11 protein-coding genes are annotated in these 16,898 nt (G+C 43.9%); 5 read left to right on the forward strand and 6 right to left on the reverse strand.

The window, feature by feature from the left end; genetic code table 11:
- The first annotated feature begins 30 nt into the window (after window positions 1–30).
- Window positions 31–1,779, forward strand: coding sequence for a formate--tetrahydrofolate ligase (locus tag OH456_RS05760; RefSeq protein WP_198558868.1), 1,749 nt, complete (start codon window positions 31–33; stop codon window positions 1,777–1,779).
- A 68-nt stretch (window positions 1,780–1,847) separates the two neighbouring features.
- Here OH456_RS05760 and OH456_RS05765 read toward each other — a convergent pair whose 3' ends face one another.
- Window positions 1,848–2,474 (reverse strand): OmpA family protein, encoded by a 627-nt coding sequence (locus OH456_RS05765; protein WP_124942023.1) that lies wholly within the window; start codon window positions 2,472–2,474, stop codon window positions 1,848–1,850.
- A gap of 189 nt (window positions 2,475–2,663) precedes the next feature.
- Between OH456_RS05765 and OH456_RS05770 the strand changes: the two genes are divergently transcribed.
- Complete coding sequence (locus OH456_RS05770; protein ID WP_006074752.1) at window positions 2,664–3,290, forward strand: thioredoxin domain-containing protein; 627 nt, start codon at window positions 2,664–2,666, stop codon at window positions 3,288–3,290.
- A gap of 15 nt (window positions 3,291–3,305) precedes the next feature.
- Complete coding sequence (locus tag OH456_RS05775; protein WP_006074753.1) at window positions 3,306–3,779, forward strand: FKBP-type peptidyl-prolyl cis-trans isomerase; 474 nt, start codon at window positions 3,306–3,308, stop codon at window positions 3,777–3,779.
- Window positions 3,780–3,844: 65 nt separating this feature from the next.
- On the opposite strand, the gene OH456_RS05780 is transcribed toward OH456_RS05775, so the two are convergent.
- Window positions 3,845–4,441, reverse strand: a complete 597-nt coding sequence (locus OH456_RS05780; RefSeq protein WP_256200716.1) for a beta-phosphoglucomutase family hydrolase — start codon at window positions 4,439–4,441, stop codon at window positions 3,845–3,847.
- Window positions 4,442–4,710: 269 nt separating this feature from the next.
- On the opposite strand from OH456_RS05780, the gene OH456_RS05785 reads away from it, so the two are divergent.
- A complete protein-coding gene (locus OH456_RS05785) occupies window positions 4,711–6,456 on the forward strand; it encodes a methyl-accepting chemotaxis protein (protein WP_270033001.1) in 1,746 nt (581 codons plus the stop codon).
- Window positions 6,457–6,509: 53 nt separating this feature from the next.
- Here the strand turns inward: OH456_RS05785 and helD are convergent, their stop codons facing one another.
- Window positions 6,510–8,579: a DNA helicase IV gene (gene helD / locus OH456_RS05790; RefSeq protein ID WP_270033002.1), complete on the reverse strand. Its 2,070-nt coding sequence runs from the start codon at window positions 8,577–8,579 to the stop codon at window positions 6,510–6,512.
- Between the two features lie 207 nt (window positions 8,580–8,786).
- Window positions 8,787–10,361 carry an arylsulfatase gene (locus tag OH456_RS05795; RefSeq protein WP_270033003.1) on the reverse strand — a complete coding sequence of 525 codons (1,575 nt, stop codon included), beginning with the start codon at window positions 10,359–10,361 and terminating at the stop codon, window positions 8,787–8,789.
- Between the two features lie 307 nt (window positions 10,362–10,668).
- Between OH456_RS05795 and OH456_RS05800 the strand changes: the two genes are divergently transcribed.
- Window positions 10,669–12,234: an arylsulfatase gene (locus tag OH456_RS05800; protein ID WP_006074758.1), complete on the forward strand. Its 1,566-nt coding sequence runs from the start codon at window positions 10,669–10,671 to the stop codon at window positions 12,232–12,234.
- 75 nt (window positions 12,235–12,309) lie between these two features.
- Here the strand turns inward: OH456_RS05800 and ssnA are convergent, their stop codons facing one another.
- Window positions 12,310–13,638: a putative aminohydrolase SsnA gene (gene ssnA / locus OH456_RS05805; RefSeq protein ID WP_270033004.1), complete on the reverse strand. Its 1,329-nt coding sequence runs from the start codon at window positions 13,636–13,638 to the stop codon at window positions 12,310–12,312.
- Between the two features lie 15 nt (window positions 13,639–13,653).
- Window positions 13,654–16,770, reverse strand: a complete 3,117-nt coding sequence (gene ygfK / locus OH456_RS05810) for a putative selenate reductase subunit YgfK (RefSeq protein ID WP_270033005.1) — start codon at window positions 16,768–16,770, stop codon at window positions 13,654–13,656.
- Window positions 16,771–16,898: the final 128 nt, after the last annotated feature.

Consider the following 16,898-nt stretch of genomic DNA (forward strand, 5'->3'; position numbering starts at 1 on the left):
CAATAATTTTGTGGCTTTTAAGGACCGTTAATGCTATCTGATATTGATATCTGTCGTACGACGTCTCTTTCCCCTATTTCTGAGATTGCTAAGCAATCTGGACTACTCGACTCTGAGTTTCATCCTCAAGGTTTTCACAAGGCAAAAGTATCCTTAAACGCGGTAAACCGACTCAAAGACAATATTGATGGCAAGCTTGTTGTCGTCACTGCCATCACTCCTACACCACTAGGTGAAGGCAAAACCGTGACAACAATTGGTTTATCACAAGGTCTGAAAAAGCTTGGTCAATCGGTCATGGCGTGTATTCGTCAGCCGTCAATGGGTCCAATTTTCGGTGTGAAAGGTGGCGCTGCAGGTGGTGGCTACTCTCAAGTTGCACCGATGGAAGAATTGAACCTTCACCTGACGGGCGATATTCACGCGGTTACCGCCGCTCACAACCTTGCTGCTGCCGCAATTGACGCTCGTATTTACCACGAACAACGCCAAGGTTATGAAGCTTTTGAATCTCGTACCGGGCTTAACGCGTTAAAAATTGATATCAAGAATGTCGTCTGGAAACGCGTAGTTGACCACAATGACCGAGCACTTCGCATGGTGACAGTTGGCCAAAACGAGGTGAACAAAACCATTAATGGTTATGAGCGTGAAGACGGATTTGATATCTCCGCAGCCTCAGAGCTGATGGCGATTTTAGCACTATCGAAAGACTTAAAAGATCTGCGTTCACGTATCGGCCGCATTGTCGTGGCTTACTCTTTAGATGGTGAGCCAATTACCACCGAAGATCTTCAGGTTGCAGGTGCTATGGCTGTTAGTATGAAAGAAGCCATTGAGCCAACCTTAATGCAAACTCTTGAAGGTGTTCCAACGCTTATCCATGCGGGTCCTTTTGCCAATATCGCTCATGGTAACTCATCCATTATCGCCGATAGCATTGCGACAAAGTTGAGCCGCTATACGATCACTGAAGGTGGTTTTGGTTCTGATATGGGTTTTGAAAAAGCGTGTAATATCAAAGCCTCTGCAACAGATAAAAAACCTGACTGTGCTGTGATCGTGGCGACACTTCGTGGCTTAAAAGCGAACTCTGGACTCTATGACCTCAAACCAGGTACGCCTATTCCAGACTCTATCTACGGTAACGACTCGAACGCCCTGAAAGCTGGGTTCGAGAACTTGAAATGGCATATCAACAACGTAGCTAAATATGGTGTACCAGCGGTCGTCGCTATTAACCGCTTCCCTCAAGATAGTGACGAGGAACTTAACCTTCTAAAATCTTGGATTGAAGCGCTTGAACAAGATTGCCGAGTAGCAATTAGTGAAGGATTCGCAAAAGGTGGCGAAGGCACCAAAGAACTCGCACAGCAGGTTATAGCGGCCTGTGAGAACGAAGCGAACTTCAAACCACTTTACACACTCGATCAATCCATTGAATCTAAACTAATGGCCGTATGTGAAGGTGGTTACGGTGCCGCTCGAGTCACTCTGTCTTATCAAGCGCAAAAGCAGCTTGAACTATATGAAAAACATGGCTTCAATCACCTCGCCGTATGTCTTGCTAAGACCCCTCTGTCTATCACCACCGATGGCAGTATCAAGGGCGCACCAAAAGACTTTGATGTTGTAATACGTGAACTGCGTTTGTGTGCTGGTGCTGGTTTTATCTATGCACTTTGCGGCAATGTAATGACGATGCCAGGCTTACCAGACAAACCAGCCTTTATGTCTCTTGATCTTGATGACGAAGGCAACATCATTGGACTAAGTTAATCTACTTATCTGATTTAGCTATAAAAAAGCGACGTTACAACGTCGCTTTTTTTTAATCTATTAACTATCTACTGCGCTACTATCAAGGTCAATTCGACTCGCCTATTACAAGCCTTCCCATATTGTGTTTGGTTCGTGCACTCTGGAACATTTTCGCCATAACCACGCGTATAGATCATCTGCCTAGGTACTCGTTGACTGATCAAGGTTTGGCGAACGGACTCAGCACGTTTGTCAGATAGCTTATCGTTGATTGCCACAGTTCCGGTATTATCTGTATGTCCCCCGATTACAACATCAATCCCTTGCTGGCCAGATAAGAAGCTCGCCAGTTGTTGAAGCCATTGTGCAGAGGTGCTAGCTACATGTGCAGAGCCAGTATTAAAGTGGATTTTTTGCTTTAAACGGATCATGACATAGTCACCAGGAACTAACTCATAGTCGAGACCATTGTTGACCAAGTAGCGCTCAAGAACATTCCAAGACTCGGTGCGCATTTGCCCATAAGGTCCTTGAACGCTGGTTGAGGCGATTTTTGGCGCATCCGCCCATTCTGGATGCATCACATCAAACTCTGACTTCGGAGCCGTTTGCAGCATGTCTGGAAATAGTTTATTTGTTGTCGATGACACGGCACTACATCCCGCTAGTAAGGAGGCAGCCAATACCATCCCTGCTTGTTTCAACGTAAACATGTCACTCTCCAATTATTCCTTTATACGCTGTTAACTATCGGCGATTAATACAGAAACTTTATAGCGAAACATAAAAAAACTGACGGAATTTAGGTTTCGCTTTGTAACGATTTGACGAGCTGAATTGCTTGTAAGCAGACTTAAATAAAAGTTAAACTCTGTGAGTTATTTTCATATAGAAGCTCAAACATGTTTAAAACTCTTACTAAAACTTTATCCGTGATGGCCTTGGCTCTTGTTGTTTCGGCTTGTAGTGACTCTGATACAACACCCGTTGAGGGCAAGCAATATCGCACACTTGATGCCAACCTGAGCACACTGCGCTTACCTCAAGTTACCGAAGTATTCTCTCTAGGCTGTGGTCACTGTCGTAACCTTGAACCAATGCTCCCTGAGTTAGAGTCATTGACTGACAGCAAACTTGGTAAAGTCCATGTGATGTTTAATGAAAGCGCACAAATCGCTGGTATGTTGTTCTACTCTGCCGTCATGCAATCAGAAAACAACGTCGTTCCTGCTGACATGAAAGACGAGCTATTTGCACTCGTTCAAAACCCAGATATGGATGGCAGCGCAAAGAAAGTTGAATTGGATCGAATCTTTGAATCTCGTGGAATGGTTAGCCCATACAACCTGAGCGAAGCGCAGCAAAAAGAGCTGTTTAATTACATTCAAACCGCAGAAACCGTATCGACTAAAGCGCAAATTAATGCAGTTCCAACGTTTATCGTTAATGGTAAATACGAGGTGATGCTAGCGGGTCACCAAGACATTAATGAAATCGCTGAAACCATCAACTACCTAAAAACAAAATAACAATAAGGAATTACTGTGTCTAAAGTCTTAATCCCTCTCATTGTTCTGCTATTAGCGGCATTCATGATCTATCGAACTTGGACCAACAGCAAAGCTGGTGAGGAGAACTTTCAGCAAGGCCAAGCATTCCTTCTAGAAAACGCTAAGAAAGAAGGCATTATTACTACCGAGAGCGGCTTACAATATGAAGTGCTTGAAACTAGTGGCAATACTGAAAAACCAGGTCCTAAAAGCAAAGTTAAAGTGCATTATCACGGCACGCTTATCGACGGTACTGTGTTTGATAGTTCAGTTGACCGTGGTACACCAATTAGCTTCGGGCTGAACCAAGTTATCAAAGGATGGCAAGAGGGTCTTCAACACATGTCTGAAGGTGACAAATATCGCTTGTACATCCCAAGTACATTGGGTTATGGCAAGAAAGGTACTGGCCCTATCCCTCCGTCGGCAGTACTGATTTTTGATGTTGAATTGATTGAAATTCAATAATCAAAACTATAAACAAAAAGAGCACCTATAAGGTGCTCTTTTTGTTTCGTTCTCTATCGAAAAGGTCACTGTACCGGATGAAATTCAAAGCCTGACTCAGTAACCAAATAACAGTCCATTCCACCAGCATGCGCAGCTTGAAGGCCCAATTGAGTGTCTTCAAAAACTACACACTTCTTAGCGTCTACACCCATATTCTTAGCCGCTAACAAGAACGTTTCTGGATTAGGTTTGTGACTCTCAACATCGGTTGCCGACACTACACAGTCTAAGTCATTCAAAACTCCAGCGTGCGTCAATAGCTTCAAAGCAGAGTCACGTTGGCTCCCTGTACCTATCGACATGGGTTTGGTGCCTTTATATTGCTGAAACACTTCATAAGTGTGTGCTATTGGCTTACCTGTTAGTGGCAATTGTGCAAAAGCATTCATCTTAAATATCGACACTTGTTTCGGATCCAATTCGATACCATAACGCTTTGACACCTCACCCGCGATCTTGACACTTGGCATACCTCCCAGAGAATGCAGCCAATGGCGATCAAATGGAAAATCGAATTTCGTTGCCGTCATTTCCCACGCTAAGACATGGTTTGGCATGGTATCCAACAACGTGCCATCCATATCGAAGATAATTCCATCATACAACTCTAAATCTAACAACTGGTTAACCTCTTGTGGTTCATTAAGGGCATTAACATTACAAATTTATTACTAAAGAACGGCGTACGCTTACCGATACAATAGTAAATAATAAAAAAACGGCTTAGTTTTGTGTAGTCTTTCCATTTTTGAGTTTAGAAAAACTTTTATAAGTGACTAGAAATCAACAAGTTGATACATTCCGCGCTCAGAAATATTTAAGCACACATATTCATATTGCCAATCCAATTGCTGGCAATATCTTTCTCGCGAATATGAAAAGGTTGATAATGAAGATCAAGCACCAACTTCTACTTTTAGGGTCAATATCCGTATTGGCTATCGCCTCAATGTTAATGTCTAGTAGCTACTTTGCGAAGACTACAGATAACCTTACCAATGCTCTCACTAAACTGAGTCAACTTGAAGTCACTTTGTTGAATCTTCGTAGAAATGAAAAAGATTTTTTATTACGTAAAGACGAAAAGTATCTAGCAAAGTTCAGAGTCAACGCTAAACATTTCCGTAATCAACAGAATGAACTTCAACTCACCCTTGCCAACGCAGGTGTCTCTCTTCCAAATCAACTATCAGCGGAGCTTGCAGCGTACGAACAAGCCTTCACAAAACTGGTAAATGGTTACGTTGTACTTGGTCTAAACCTTTCACAGGGTCTGTCTAAGCAATTTCTTGAAGTATTCCATCAAGAGCTTGAGCGAGACATCACTCATGAATTATTGCAGTACCACGATGACGTTATGTTTGGCAATGTTGCGACCGTGAAACCAACCAACAACCCATCACTTAATACTGTTGGTCAAAATGTCCTTAAGCAACGTGAAGTCATTGGCTTTGCCTACGACCAAGGTTTGCTTGGGCTAACTCGCAGCAATTCTCATAAGATTGAAACAGATTTTGAGGATTTTAATGCTCAATTAAACCGTGTACTTGATGACAAGATCCAAACCATCATGACCGCAAAATGGACCATTTCTGTTCTATTACTTGTTGTCATTGCCGCTCTCATCACTTACATAGTCAGAGCGATCAACCTTAATGTAAACCGCTTGCAGTCTACTATCTCGGATATTGCTGAACACAATGACCTAACCAAAAGAGTGTCAGTTAAAGGCAACGATGAGATCGCCTCGATTGGTAAAGCCGTCAATTCATTGCTGGATAACTTTGCTTCATTAGTTGGCAACACACAGAAGCAGTCTTCAGAGCTTAGAAGCAGCAGTACCAATATGGAAGATGAATTGGAGAATGTGATTCATCAATTCCATAGTCAAAGTGACCACACTAACTCAATGGCAACGGCGGTTCAGCAAATGGTAACCACCATTGACGAAATTGCACAAACTACTCACAACGCCGCTGATGTGGTCAACAAAGCAGCGGACAACTCTCAGAACAGCCGCGCATTTGTTGAGAACACTGTCGGCAATATCGAGTCTCTTTCTTCCGTACTAGCGGAAAGTAACAATGAAATCCGTTCCTTGAACGAGCATGTTGGCAAAATTGGCGGAGCAGTTCATATTATCCAAGACATCGCGGAGCAAACCAACTTATTGGCACTAAACGCCGCTATTGAAGCTGCTCGAGCTGGCGAACAAGGGCGTGGATTCGCTGTGGTTGCGGATGAAGTTCGCGCCTTGGCTAGCCGAACCCATCAGTCAACGGAAGAAATCACCAACCTCGTCAGTGCAATTCAGGCTCAAATGACGACGGTGGTTACCGACATAGAGCAATGCAACGCTCAAGGAGCAGAAACATTGTCTGCCTCTGCGAAGCTTGATAGTGCACTACAGCAAATCTCTGAGGACATGGCCGAAATTCAGACCAATTCCGATCAAATTGCTGCGGCGATTGAAGAGCAAGGCATAGTAATGGGTCAGGTAGGCGAATCCATCACAGAGCTCAATGAGATCTCTAATGACAACATGTCGAATGCACGTAACTGCTTAGATGAAGTGAAAAACGTGTCTAGCCAAACCACCAAAATGGACAGTGCGATTTCAATCTTTAAGATTTAGGGAACGGTAACTAAGACAAAGGCCACATTAAAATGTGGCCTTTTTGTATTCCATTACTTTTTAACAAGCACTTGTTCGTGCTCCATAAGTTCGCGTACAAATATCGATGGTGAGGATTGATACGTCACCCACACTTTGGTTTTTGCTCTTGTTAATGCAACATAGAACAAGCGCCGTTCTTCAGCGTGTTCATAAGTATCAGTGCCTATGGTCAATGCATTATTTAGGTGAACGAACTTCCTTTTCGCTGGAAATTGTCCCTCATCAGCGCCTACCACAATAACGTAATCTGCTTCTTTGCCTTTACTAGAGTGACAGGTCATAAACTCCAAAGACAAGTTTGCAAACTGCTTACACCAATCACCAAACAATTCCGGTTTATGATAGTGGTTACGTCCTAACAGCAACACTGATTTGCCTTGTTTGGACTTGCTATTAAGTTCCTCGAGAATTTTCTCTACACGACTACCCTGCTCCACAATCACTGCCTTTTGCTTAGCGGATTTGTGGCTCTTAATATCTTTAGTCAGTTGTGTCGGATTGGCTTGAATGAAGTCAGACGCCACTTCCAACAACTTGTCATTAAAACGATAAGTCGTATCTAACAAGTAGATAGAGGCGTTAGGGAATCGCTGCTCAAAGCCTGTCGTCAAATCCACATCAGATCCAGTAAACTGATAGATGGACTGCCAGTCATCGCCCACAGCATAGAGTGTTGCATTGGTACCATCTTGAAGCTTTTGTTCACAAAGGGCTTGAACCAACTCCAAACGATCAGGGGAAATATCCTGATACTCGTCGACCATGACAAACTTCCAGTTCGATTTGAAGCGCGAAGCAGAAACATGTTTAGTCGCTTTAGTAATCATCGAGGTAAAGTCAATTTGCTCATTCTCTTTGAGCATTTTTTGCCACGCTTGATAACAAGGCCAACATAGCGCCAACTCACTATTAAGCCGCGCATACTCTTCTTCGTCTATGATCTTTTCTTGAATCGCTTTCTTCGATAATCCAGCAGAAATCAATTGGTCTAGTTGCTGTTCTAGCCACGCGATGAGCTTAGGGTTTTCACTTTGACTGCCAAGCTCCTCATCTCCTTTTAAGTAGGCAATAGGCCATTTAGATAAGTGCTTTTGCCAACGTTTGAAGTTGGTTGGTGTCATCCAATGCTTCTTCAGCCAGTCAATGCACCAGGCAGTTTTTTGTGTTTGCTCAGTCGCTAATGGCGTTAATTGAGGTGGTTGATTCTCAGTTTCTTTGAGTATCTTCAGTCCTAATTGATGGAAGGTCAGCACCGAAATAGCGTCAGCCGTTTGCCCCAGCTTTTTCTCAAGACGTTGCTTCATTTCATTAGCAGCGTCCCGACCAAACGCCACCAATAGTATCTGGTCAGCCTGTGCGAGATGACTTTGCAGCAGATAGGACACACGCGCCATCAGCACACTCGTTTTACCTGAACCTGCTCCGGCAAGGATCAAATTTTGATCATTGTTATGCAGGACCGCCATTTGTTGTGAGTAATTAAGTGGAGATGACTCAGATTGCGAGAATAATACTTGCCAATTCTCACGCTCATTTTCCAACCATGTTTGGTTTCGTTCTGCTAGCACTGTCGCTGTATCATCCAACCATGGAATGAGGTTGTTGATTCGCTTTGGCATTGTGCGCATCGCTTCAGAAAGTGACATGTTGATTTCAAGAAACTCGGAGTTTACTTCATCCGCCCATGACACCATTTGTGATTGAGGCAAAAATTGTGGCAGAGAACGCAAGCGTCGTAACTCATCTTCCCATTTCGGTAGATAGGTATTCAGCAAACCGCATTGTTTATGGTGCCATTGCTGATAACAACTCACAGCATGTTTGGCAAAGTCCTGCGCTTCTCTCCAAGGTACCCCCTGAACCACCCAGCACACCTGTTTGCCATTCTCTTCGTGCGCAAACACTGACACGGATGACCATACTAACCCTCGCTTAACACTTAATTTTCCCGACCATTCACTAAACGGAATTCGAACCTCGGCGCGCACCGAGTGCAGCACAAGGCTATCGCCATTAAGTTCAAGGGAGCGAAATTCGTGTTGAGTAAATAACTCAGCGGTTGGGGAGGCAGTTAGCAGCATGTTGTTCTAAGGGTTCTAATCAGCAAATCTCTCACTAGTCTACTGTATCAGCCAATGATTTCCAGATAACTTTATGTAAAATCTGCGAAAAGGAATCCAAACTCGAATTACGATTTCCTATTATTCTCTAACAGACAGAGTGCTTTTCATTACGAACATGCACAAAAAAGCGCCCAATACTTAGGGCGCTTTCCGGACACAGATTAACTACTTATTCGTCGGGGTCTGAAGTTTGTCCATAACCTCATCCAAGTTAAAGCTTGCTGCTTTTTGCCTTGGCGGGAATTCTTTAAAGGTCTCTAAGAACTTCCCTACATAGACTTGAGCCGGAACTAACAAGTAAACACGATCCAACATCCAGTCATAGTAAGTATTGGAGGTAACATCAGCGACCTCATAAGGGTCCATTCTCAAGTTAAAGATTTTTGGCACGCGGAGTGTCACGAAAGGTTCTGCCCATATTTGCAACGTCCCCTCTACCCTCTGCTCCATAAATACGACTTTCCAGTTGTTATAACGCAGTGCGGTTAAATCACCATCGTCTGAGAAGTAGAAAATCTCCGCACGCGGTGACTCTTTACTTTCACCTGTTAAGTAAGGAAGAAAGTTGTAACCATCAAGGTGAACTTTAAAGGTTTTGTCACCGGCTTTGTGCCCCTTAAGAAGTTTCTCTTTTACATCAGGCTCACCAGCCGCTGCTAACAACGTAGGCAACCAATCCATGTGATGCATAATATTGTTGGAGACCGAGCCCGCTTCGATTTTACCCGGCCATTTCACCATCGCAGGGACACGATACGCTCCTTCCCAGTTAGTGTTTTTCTCACCTCGGAAAGGAGTAAGACCCGCATCTGGCCACGTATTCATGTGCGGACCGTTATCCGTTGAGTAAAAGACAATTGTGTTGTCTTCGATTCCCAACTCATCGACTTTTTTAAGGAGTTCGCCTACTTGGTTGTCGTGCTCAATCATCCCGTCAGCATAAAAACTAATGCCTGATTTACCGAGGTTTTCATCTTTCACATGAGTACGGAAATGCATGCGTGTCGCATTCCACCATACGAAGAAAGGTTTCTTGGCCGCTACCGCGCGATCCATAAAGTCTAGAGCCGCAGAAAGAGTCTCTTCATCCACGGTTTCCATACGCTTACGAGTTAAAGGGCCAGTATCTTCAATTTTGCCGTCGGCATAGGATTTGATAACCCCTCGAGGTCCAAATTGTTTACGGAATTCGGGATCTTTCGGATAGTCGATATTTTCAGGTTCTTCCTCAGCATTTAGGTGGTAAAGGTTACCAAAGAACTCGTCAAAGCCATGATTGGTAGGTAAAAACTCATCTTTGTCGCCAAGGTGGTTTTTACCAAATTGCCCTGTCATATAACCATGAGGCTTTAGAAGCTCCGCAATGGTTGCATCTTCCGCTTGTAACCCAAGGTCAGCCCCCGGCAGACCCACTTTACTTAAACCTGTGCGCAATACACTTTGACCGGTTATAAATGTCGAACGTCCTGCCGTACAAGATTGCTCGCCGTAGTAGTCGGTGAACATCATGCCTTCTTTCGCAATGGAATCAATATTAGGCGTTTTATACCCCATAAGACCAAATGTATATGCACTAACATTGGACTGACCAATGTCATCCCCCCATATCACCAAGATGTTGGGCTTATCTTCTGCATATGCACTGGCTGATATACCAAATAACGCGGTAGCCAAAACTGCTAAGCTCCGCTTAAACCTTCTGTGTGTTGTCATGTAAACCTCTACGTAAGTTGGTCGCATCCTGCCCATTAACGTATAGTCGCAAACACTCATAAGCGCCAAAAATCTAAGGCAATTTTCACTATTAATAGATTAATAAACATTAGCCAGATTTTTTGATTAATCTCACATAGCACTAAAGTTGTAAGTGACCACCCCATTGGAACTCAACCTTATGATTTAGATAAGAATATTTACCAGTTATAACTTTTTTTTATAGTGTTTATAAGACGACACCATCTCTGACCTCAAATAGAGTGCGAGGCAAATAAGCACCTCACTGGGTGTTTACTGCAAAATCAATGAGTAAAAGACGATGGAGTCTAGAATGGCAAACCACTTAAGTAAGATTGCAATGGGCGTTGGGCTTATTGCTACATCTTCAGTTGCAGTTGCAGCAGATAAACCGAATATCCTTGCGATTTTCGGCGACGATGTTGGTTATTGGAACATTAGCGCGTATAACCAAGGCATGATGGGGTATGAAACTCCAAATATCGACCGTATCGCTAACGAAGGTGCACTTTTCACTGACCATTATGGTCAGCAATCTTGTACAGCAGGTCGCGCAGCCTTCATTACTGGTCAAGAACCTTTCCGTACTGGTCTATTAACAATCGGTATGCCAGGTTCAACACACGGTATTCCAGACTGGGCTCCAACCACTGCTGATCTACTCAAAGAGCAAGGCTACATGACGGCACAGTTTGGTAAAAACCACTTAGGTGACCAAGACCAACACTTGCCAACTAACCATGGTTTCGATGAGTTCTTTGGTAACCTTTACCACCTAAATGCTGAAGAAGAACCAGAAACTTACTACTACCCTAAAGATCCAGAGTTCCGTAAGAACTATGGCCCTCGTGGTGTAATCAAGTCTTTTGCTGACGGCAAAATCGAAGATACTGGTCCTATGACGCGTAAGCGTATGGAACATGCTGATGAAGAGTTCCTAGAAACGTCTCTCGCGTTTATGGAAAAGGCAGTAAAAGCTGATAAACCATTCTTCATCTGGCACAACACCACACGTATGCACGTTTGGACTCGTCTACAAGAGAAGTATCAAGGTAAATCTGGTATCTCTATTTATGCCGACGGCATGCTAGAGCACGATGACCAAGTTGGTATCCTGCTAGACAAACTGGACGAGCTAAACATCGCTGACAACACGATTGTTATCTACTCTACTGATAACGGTGCTGAAACAGTTAGCTGGCCTGATGGCGGTGCGACACCATTCCACGGTGAAAAAGGCACAACTTGGGAAGGCGGTATGCGCGTTCCTCAACTTGTCCGTTGGCCTGGCGTAATTGAACCAGGTACTAAGATCAACGAAATGATGGCTCACCAAGACTGGCTACCAACGCTTCTTGCTGCAGCAGGTGTTCCTGATGTGAAAGAAAAGTTAGCTAAAGGCTACAAAGCAAACGGTAAAGACTGGCGCGTACATATTGATGGCTACAACTTCAAACCATTCTTTGAAGGTAAAACTGACAAAGCACCTCGTGAGTCTCTACTTTACTTCACAGCAAACGGCGAATTGAATGCGGTTCGTTGGAATGATTGGAAACTACACTTCGCAACGTTAGAAGGTAACATCACTGACGCGGTACGTTTCTCTCCTAACTGGCCGAAGATCATTCACCTACGTGCTGACCCATTTGAGAAAGCACCACACGAATCTGGCATGTACCTACGTTGGATGGCAGACAACATGTGGCTATTCGTTCCAATTCAAGACGTACTTGGCGAATTCTTCCAAACTCTGCCTAACTACCCAATGCAGCAAGGTCAGATGATGAACCCTGCTTCGATTGACTACCAGTCTCTGGGTCTTCAAGGCAAGATGAAGCAACTTGACCAGCTTCAAAAACAAGTACAACAAATGAAGTAATCACCTCAGATTCTCTTCATAAAAAAAGACCAGCTTATGCTGGTCTTTTTATTATTGGTCAATCAAGCGAAAGGGTTAATCAAGATTGTCCATGTCTTTCCATAAACGAGCTGCGACTTCCCTCGCCTCTTTATAGATAGGCTCAACGTCGAATGGGAACTCACGGTTTAGATAAGAGAACTTACCTTCCACCATCACACTGTTTACGTTGCTCGCATTGAGTGCGAATGCAAAGTGACCCGGCAAGTTATCAGCAACCAAAGGTGTTGGTGAGGTGTAATCAAGAATCGTTAGATCCGCTTTATATCCTGCTTCCAAACGACCAAACTTAGCACCAAAGTTACGACCAAGAATCTCGTTGCCGTTCCATAGATGGCGCATAAAGCTATCAGGCCACATTTGACCACCAGCATCACGATGCTTGAAGAACGCAAATTTAAGCTCTTCAAACATATCCGCACCAATGCCATCGGTACCAATCGCGACATTTTTGAACTGACGTAACTGATGGTTATAACCTACATTGTTGTTCATATTCGAACGTGCATTATGAACCAAGAAACCATCGTGTTTGTTCAAGATATTAATGTCCTTCTCGGACAAGAATAAACCATGAGCAAGCAGTGTTTTGCTATCGATTAAGCCAAAGCTATCGAGACGCTCAACAATATCTTGGTCGTAATGATGATGACTATGAGTCACATCGTAACGGTCTTCTGCAACGTGAATATGTAAGCCACGCCCAGTCGCTTTCACCGCTTCCGACAGCATTGCCATACCTTCATTCGACACGGTAAACGGAGCATGAGCGCCGATATGAGCTTCAACCAGATAAGGCTCAACACCTCGCTCTTTTTCTGCATCCACAAGTTGTGCGAAGCGAATATTCTCTTCTACACCTGCCGCCATTTCTTCAACGCCGCCGTTACGGTCAGTCGTCTCAAAACAGGTCATACCGCGAAGGCCAGCTTTTAAGAAGCCTTTACGAAGTGTCGCCAGAGACCCTTCAATGTAGTTCGGTGAGGCGTGATGGTCGATAACCGATGTACAGCCATGACGAATGGCTTCTAATGAACAAATCAAACCGCTGTAGTACAAAGCTTCTTCATCCAACGCACGGTCCATTCGCCACCATAGGTTCTTCAGGATGGAGATAAAATCTGGACTTGGTTTAATGTCCGCCATGATGCCGCGAGCCAATCCGGAATAGAAGTGGTTGTGAGAACAGACAATGCCCGGCATTACTAACTTACCAGTAAAGTCCTTCACTTCAGCTTTTGGATACTTGGCACTAAGAGACTCACCGACTTCTATGATAAGGTCGTTTTCAATCGCAATATCAATCCCTTCCTTAATAAAGGCAGGTTCCATCTGTACTGCTGTTGCGTTCTTAATTATCAACATAATTCTATTCTCCTTTTACACTTCTACAGCGCCAAGCAAGTATTTGTGGTTCGATAGAACGTACTGAATAATAGTGGCTTCATCAGCTAACGTTTCTGGCAACTCGATTTGACCATTTTGATTAATTGGATACGTTGCGACTTCCCCTTTAGCTCTTAGCAACAGTTCATCGCCTTGAACCAAGAAACCTGGGTTAGTGCTTGAATCAAAGTCTTCTTTCAGACTGAACAACGTAAATTTGTCTTTGTATGGTTTGCTGTCCCAAGGGCAGAACTGAGCACAGTTGCCACACTCGTTACAGTAAGCATCAAGGTGGAGCGTTTGATACTGGTCTTTAAAGCCCGGAATCGGCAGTGACATGTTGGCTCGGTTCGGACAAACATCCACACACTTACTACACACATAAGAACACTCTAAGCAACGCTCTGCTTCTTGCTTAACAAACTCATTGCGGTCATTTTCTTCAAGCTTGTTCGCTTCAAGCAGTGCAACTTTGATTTCGCCCTTCTTACGATACACTTCCGCTGCCGTCACTGAAGACTCAACTTGAGCCAACGTTTCAGATTGAAGTTCACGTTCGATAATTGTCGACGCCGCTTTACGACCACCAGAAATTGCCGAAACAATCGATGATGGACCAGTTTGCGCATCACCTAACAAGAACACGTTTTCGACCTGAGTCTCACAAGTGTCATTGTTGACTGCTGGCCAACCGTCGTCACCCATTGGTACACCGATACGCGTTAACACATCACGGTTCGCTTGCTCACCTACCGCTGTAATGACTGCGCTGGCCTTGAGTGAAATAGTTTCATCGGTTGCTACTGGACGTCTACGGCCTTTCTCATCAGGCTCACCCAATGTCATGACACGCGCTATGATAGTGCCATCTTGATGGAACTCTTCTGGATTGGTTAAGAACTTGAAGTTCACGCCATCTTCGACCGCTTCGTCATACTCTTCTTTGTATGCTGGCATTTCAGCTTCAGTACGGCGATAAAGTACTGTTACTTTCTCAACACCTTTGACTTTAAGCGCGGCACGCGCACTATCCATCGCGGTATTACCTGCCCCAACTACTACCACATGGTCACCAAGCGCTAACGCCTCGCCATCGTTGTAGCGACGTAAGAAGTCTAGAGACTTGTAAATGTTGTTATTGTCACCCGCTAACTTGATAGGGTTACCTTTATCCGCACCGATACCCAGACAGATATACTGATAGCCCTGCTCTTTCAGTTGGTCGATAGTGATATCTGGATTCGCGCCATACTCAAATTCCACACCATGAGCTTCAACAAACTCAATGTCATGTCTAATGGCTTTCTCAGGAATTCTGAATTGAGGAATAATGTGTTTCACCACACCACCTGCGCTCTCTTCTTTCTCGAAGATTTTCACAGGGTGACCAGCTCGAGCAATGAAGTACGCCGCTGATAGACCTGCAGGACCTGCTCCAATAACCGCGACTGGCTGTTTGGTTGTATCCAGATTTGGATGATGCCATTTAGATTGGTAGCCATCCCAACCTTTATCCAGCGCAATTTTCTTCATTTCACGAATGTTCAATGCACCTTCGTAATCGCGACGAGTACAGTTGTATTGGCATTGGTGATCACAAATATGACCTGTGATGGAAGGTAGAGCGTTTCGAGCGTAAATGACTTCCAACGCTTCGGTATACTTGTGCTGACCCATTAGGCGTAGGTATTCAGGGATATCTTGGCTGATAGGACACGCTGTTACACAAGGTGCGACATAACAATCCGTTAGTGGCACTGGTTGTTCGACAGTAATTTCTTCTGGACCACGCCACTCTTTTTGCGTGTATTCAGCGCACAAAGATTTCTCTGCCAGTTTTTCCAAACGCTCTAGGTTAACACCACGCATTGCCCAATCAGTGCTCACTTCAAGCTCTTTGGCACAGTCAGCAAGGCGCAAGTAGCCGCCTGGTTTGAGCAGATCTGTCGCCATAGTGATTGGACGAATACCAGTTTCAAAAATCTCTCTGATGTTAAACTTGCTTGCACCACCAGAATACGAGATTGGTAACGTGCCATTAAATTCGCGAGACAATTCCAACGCCACATTGATAGATAGCGGGAACAATGCGCGGCCAGACATGTACATTTCTTTGTCAGGAAGACGGCCTTTATTGTTCAATGTACCAAGAGTGTTGGTCAGTTTGACACCAAAGCCGATGTTCTTATCTTTACCAAGCTTAACTAAACGATGAAGCATGGCCTTCGCATCTTGCAGTTGCAAGTCGTGAGAGAACGCTTCTTTGCTAAGGGAGATATAGTCAAAACCCGTTTGATCAAGAATGCTGCGAACACGGTCATAACCTAGCAGCGTAGGGTTTAATTTAACGAAGGTATTGATACCCTTGTCTTCCAACATATAACGACAAATCGCTTCGATTTCGTTTGGTGGGCAACCGTGCATGGTTGATAGTGTTACCCCTTCAGTCAAACTAACCGGGATATCATCTACCATTTCGAATAATTGTTGCAGTTCAGTTTCTGATGTTTTGCTATTCAACAGTTTATTATTGGCAATAAAGTCTTTTAACTCTGTTGAATATTGTGCAAATTTTGGATGCTTTGAAGAATCGAGCATATTATCAATATACTCTTGCATTGGCTCGGTCAAAATACCATCTAAATCATAGCCAACACTCATGTTAAAAATAAATGATTTCGCTTGCTTCGCCGCTTTACTATCAAATACTGATTCCAGTAGATGGAGCGCAAACCATGCTTTCAAATATTCGTCATACGCTTTGTGTAACGTAAACTCGGTTGACCATTCTGTATTAAAACACTCATCTTCTGCATCAATACATGGTTTAGCAATTTCAAGACGATCTAACTTCTGAACAGTCTTAAGCTCCATGAAGCGACCACCAGCAAGCCAAGACGTAACTATATTCTGAGCTAATTGAGTATGAGGTCCGGCGGCAGGTCCTACAGGGGTTTCGCAGTTTTCACCCCATACCGCAAGGTGTTGGTTTGTCTGTTTTTTATAGAACTGCTTTTCTGGGATGCCGAAAATCGATTTGCTTTGATGATACTCACCAAACATGCGTTCAAGCAGCTCGGTGAATGGAATTGGGCGCATGATATCTCCCATGGTAACACTCCTTTATTAATTCGCTTGTACTTCTGTGTAAATGAATTAATGAGATAAGAGCAATCACTAAGCCAAGGTTGTCTAATTACTTAACATGAAGACATTTTAACTGCTATTTCGTGACAGAG

Origin of the sequence: Vibrio sp. La 4.2.2 (genome assembly GCF_027586995.1) — a bacterium.
Taxonomy (GTDB): domain Bacteria; phylum Pseudomonadota; class Gammaproteobacteria; order Enterobacterales; family Vibrionaceae; genus Vibrio; species Vibrio mediterranei.

Bases quoted from the DNA above. Each gene is read 5' to 3' on its own strand.
- OH456_RS05760 (WP_198558868.1), top strand. From the start codon at position 31: ATGCTATCTGATATTGATATCTGTCGTACGACGTCTCTTTCCCCTATT.
- OH456_RS05765 (WP_124942023.1), bottom strand. From the start codon at position 2,474: ATGTTTACGTTGAAACAAGCAGGGATGGTATTGGCTGCCTCCTTACTA.
- OH456_RS05770 (WP_006074752.1), top strand. From the start codon at position 2,664: ATGTTTAAAACTCTTACTAAAACTTTATCCGTGATGGCCTTGGCTCTT.
- OH456_RS05785 (WP_270033001.1), top strand. From the start codon at position 4,711: ATGAAGATCAAGCACCAACTTCTACTTTTAGGGTCAATATCCGTATTG.
- helD (WP_270033002.1), bottom strand. From the start codon at position 8,579: ATGCTGCTAACTGCCTCCCCAACCGCTGAGTTATTTACTCAACACGAA.
- OH456_RS05795 (WP_270033003.1), bottom strand. From the start codon at position 10,361: ATGCGACCAACTTACGTAGAGGTTTACATGACAACACACAGAAGGTTT.
- OH456_RS05800 (WP_006074758.1), top strand. From the start codon at position 10,669: ATGGCAAACCACTTAAGTAAGATTGCAATGGGCGTTGGGCTTATTGCT.
- ssnA (WP_270033004.1), bottom strand. From the start codon at position 13,638: ATGTTGATAATTAAGAACGCAACAGCAGTACAGATGGAACCTGCCTTT.
- ygfK (WP_270033005.1), bottom strand. From the start codon at position 16,770: ATGGGAGATATCATGCGCCCAATTCCATTCACCGAGCTGCTTGAACGC.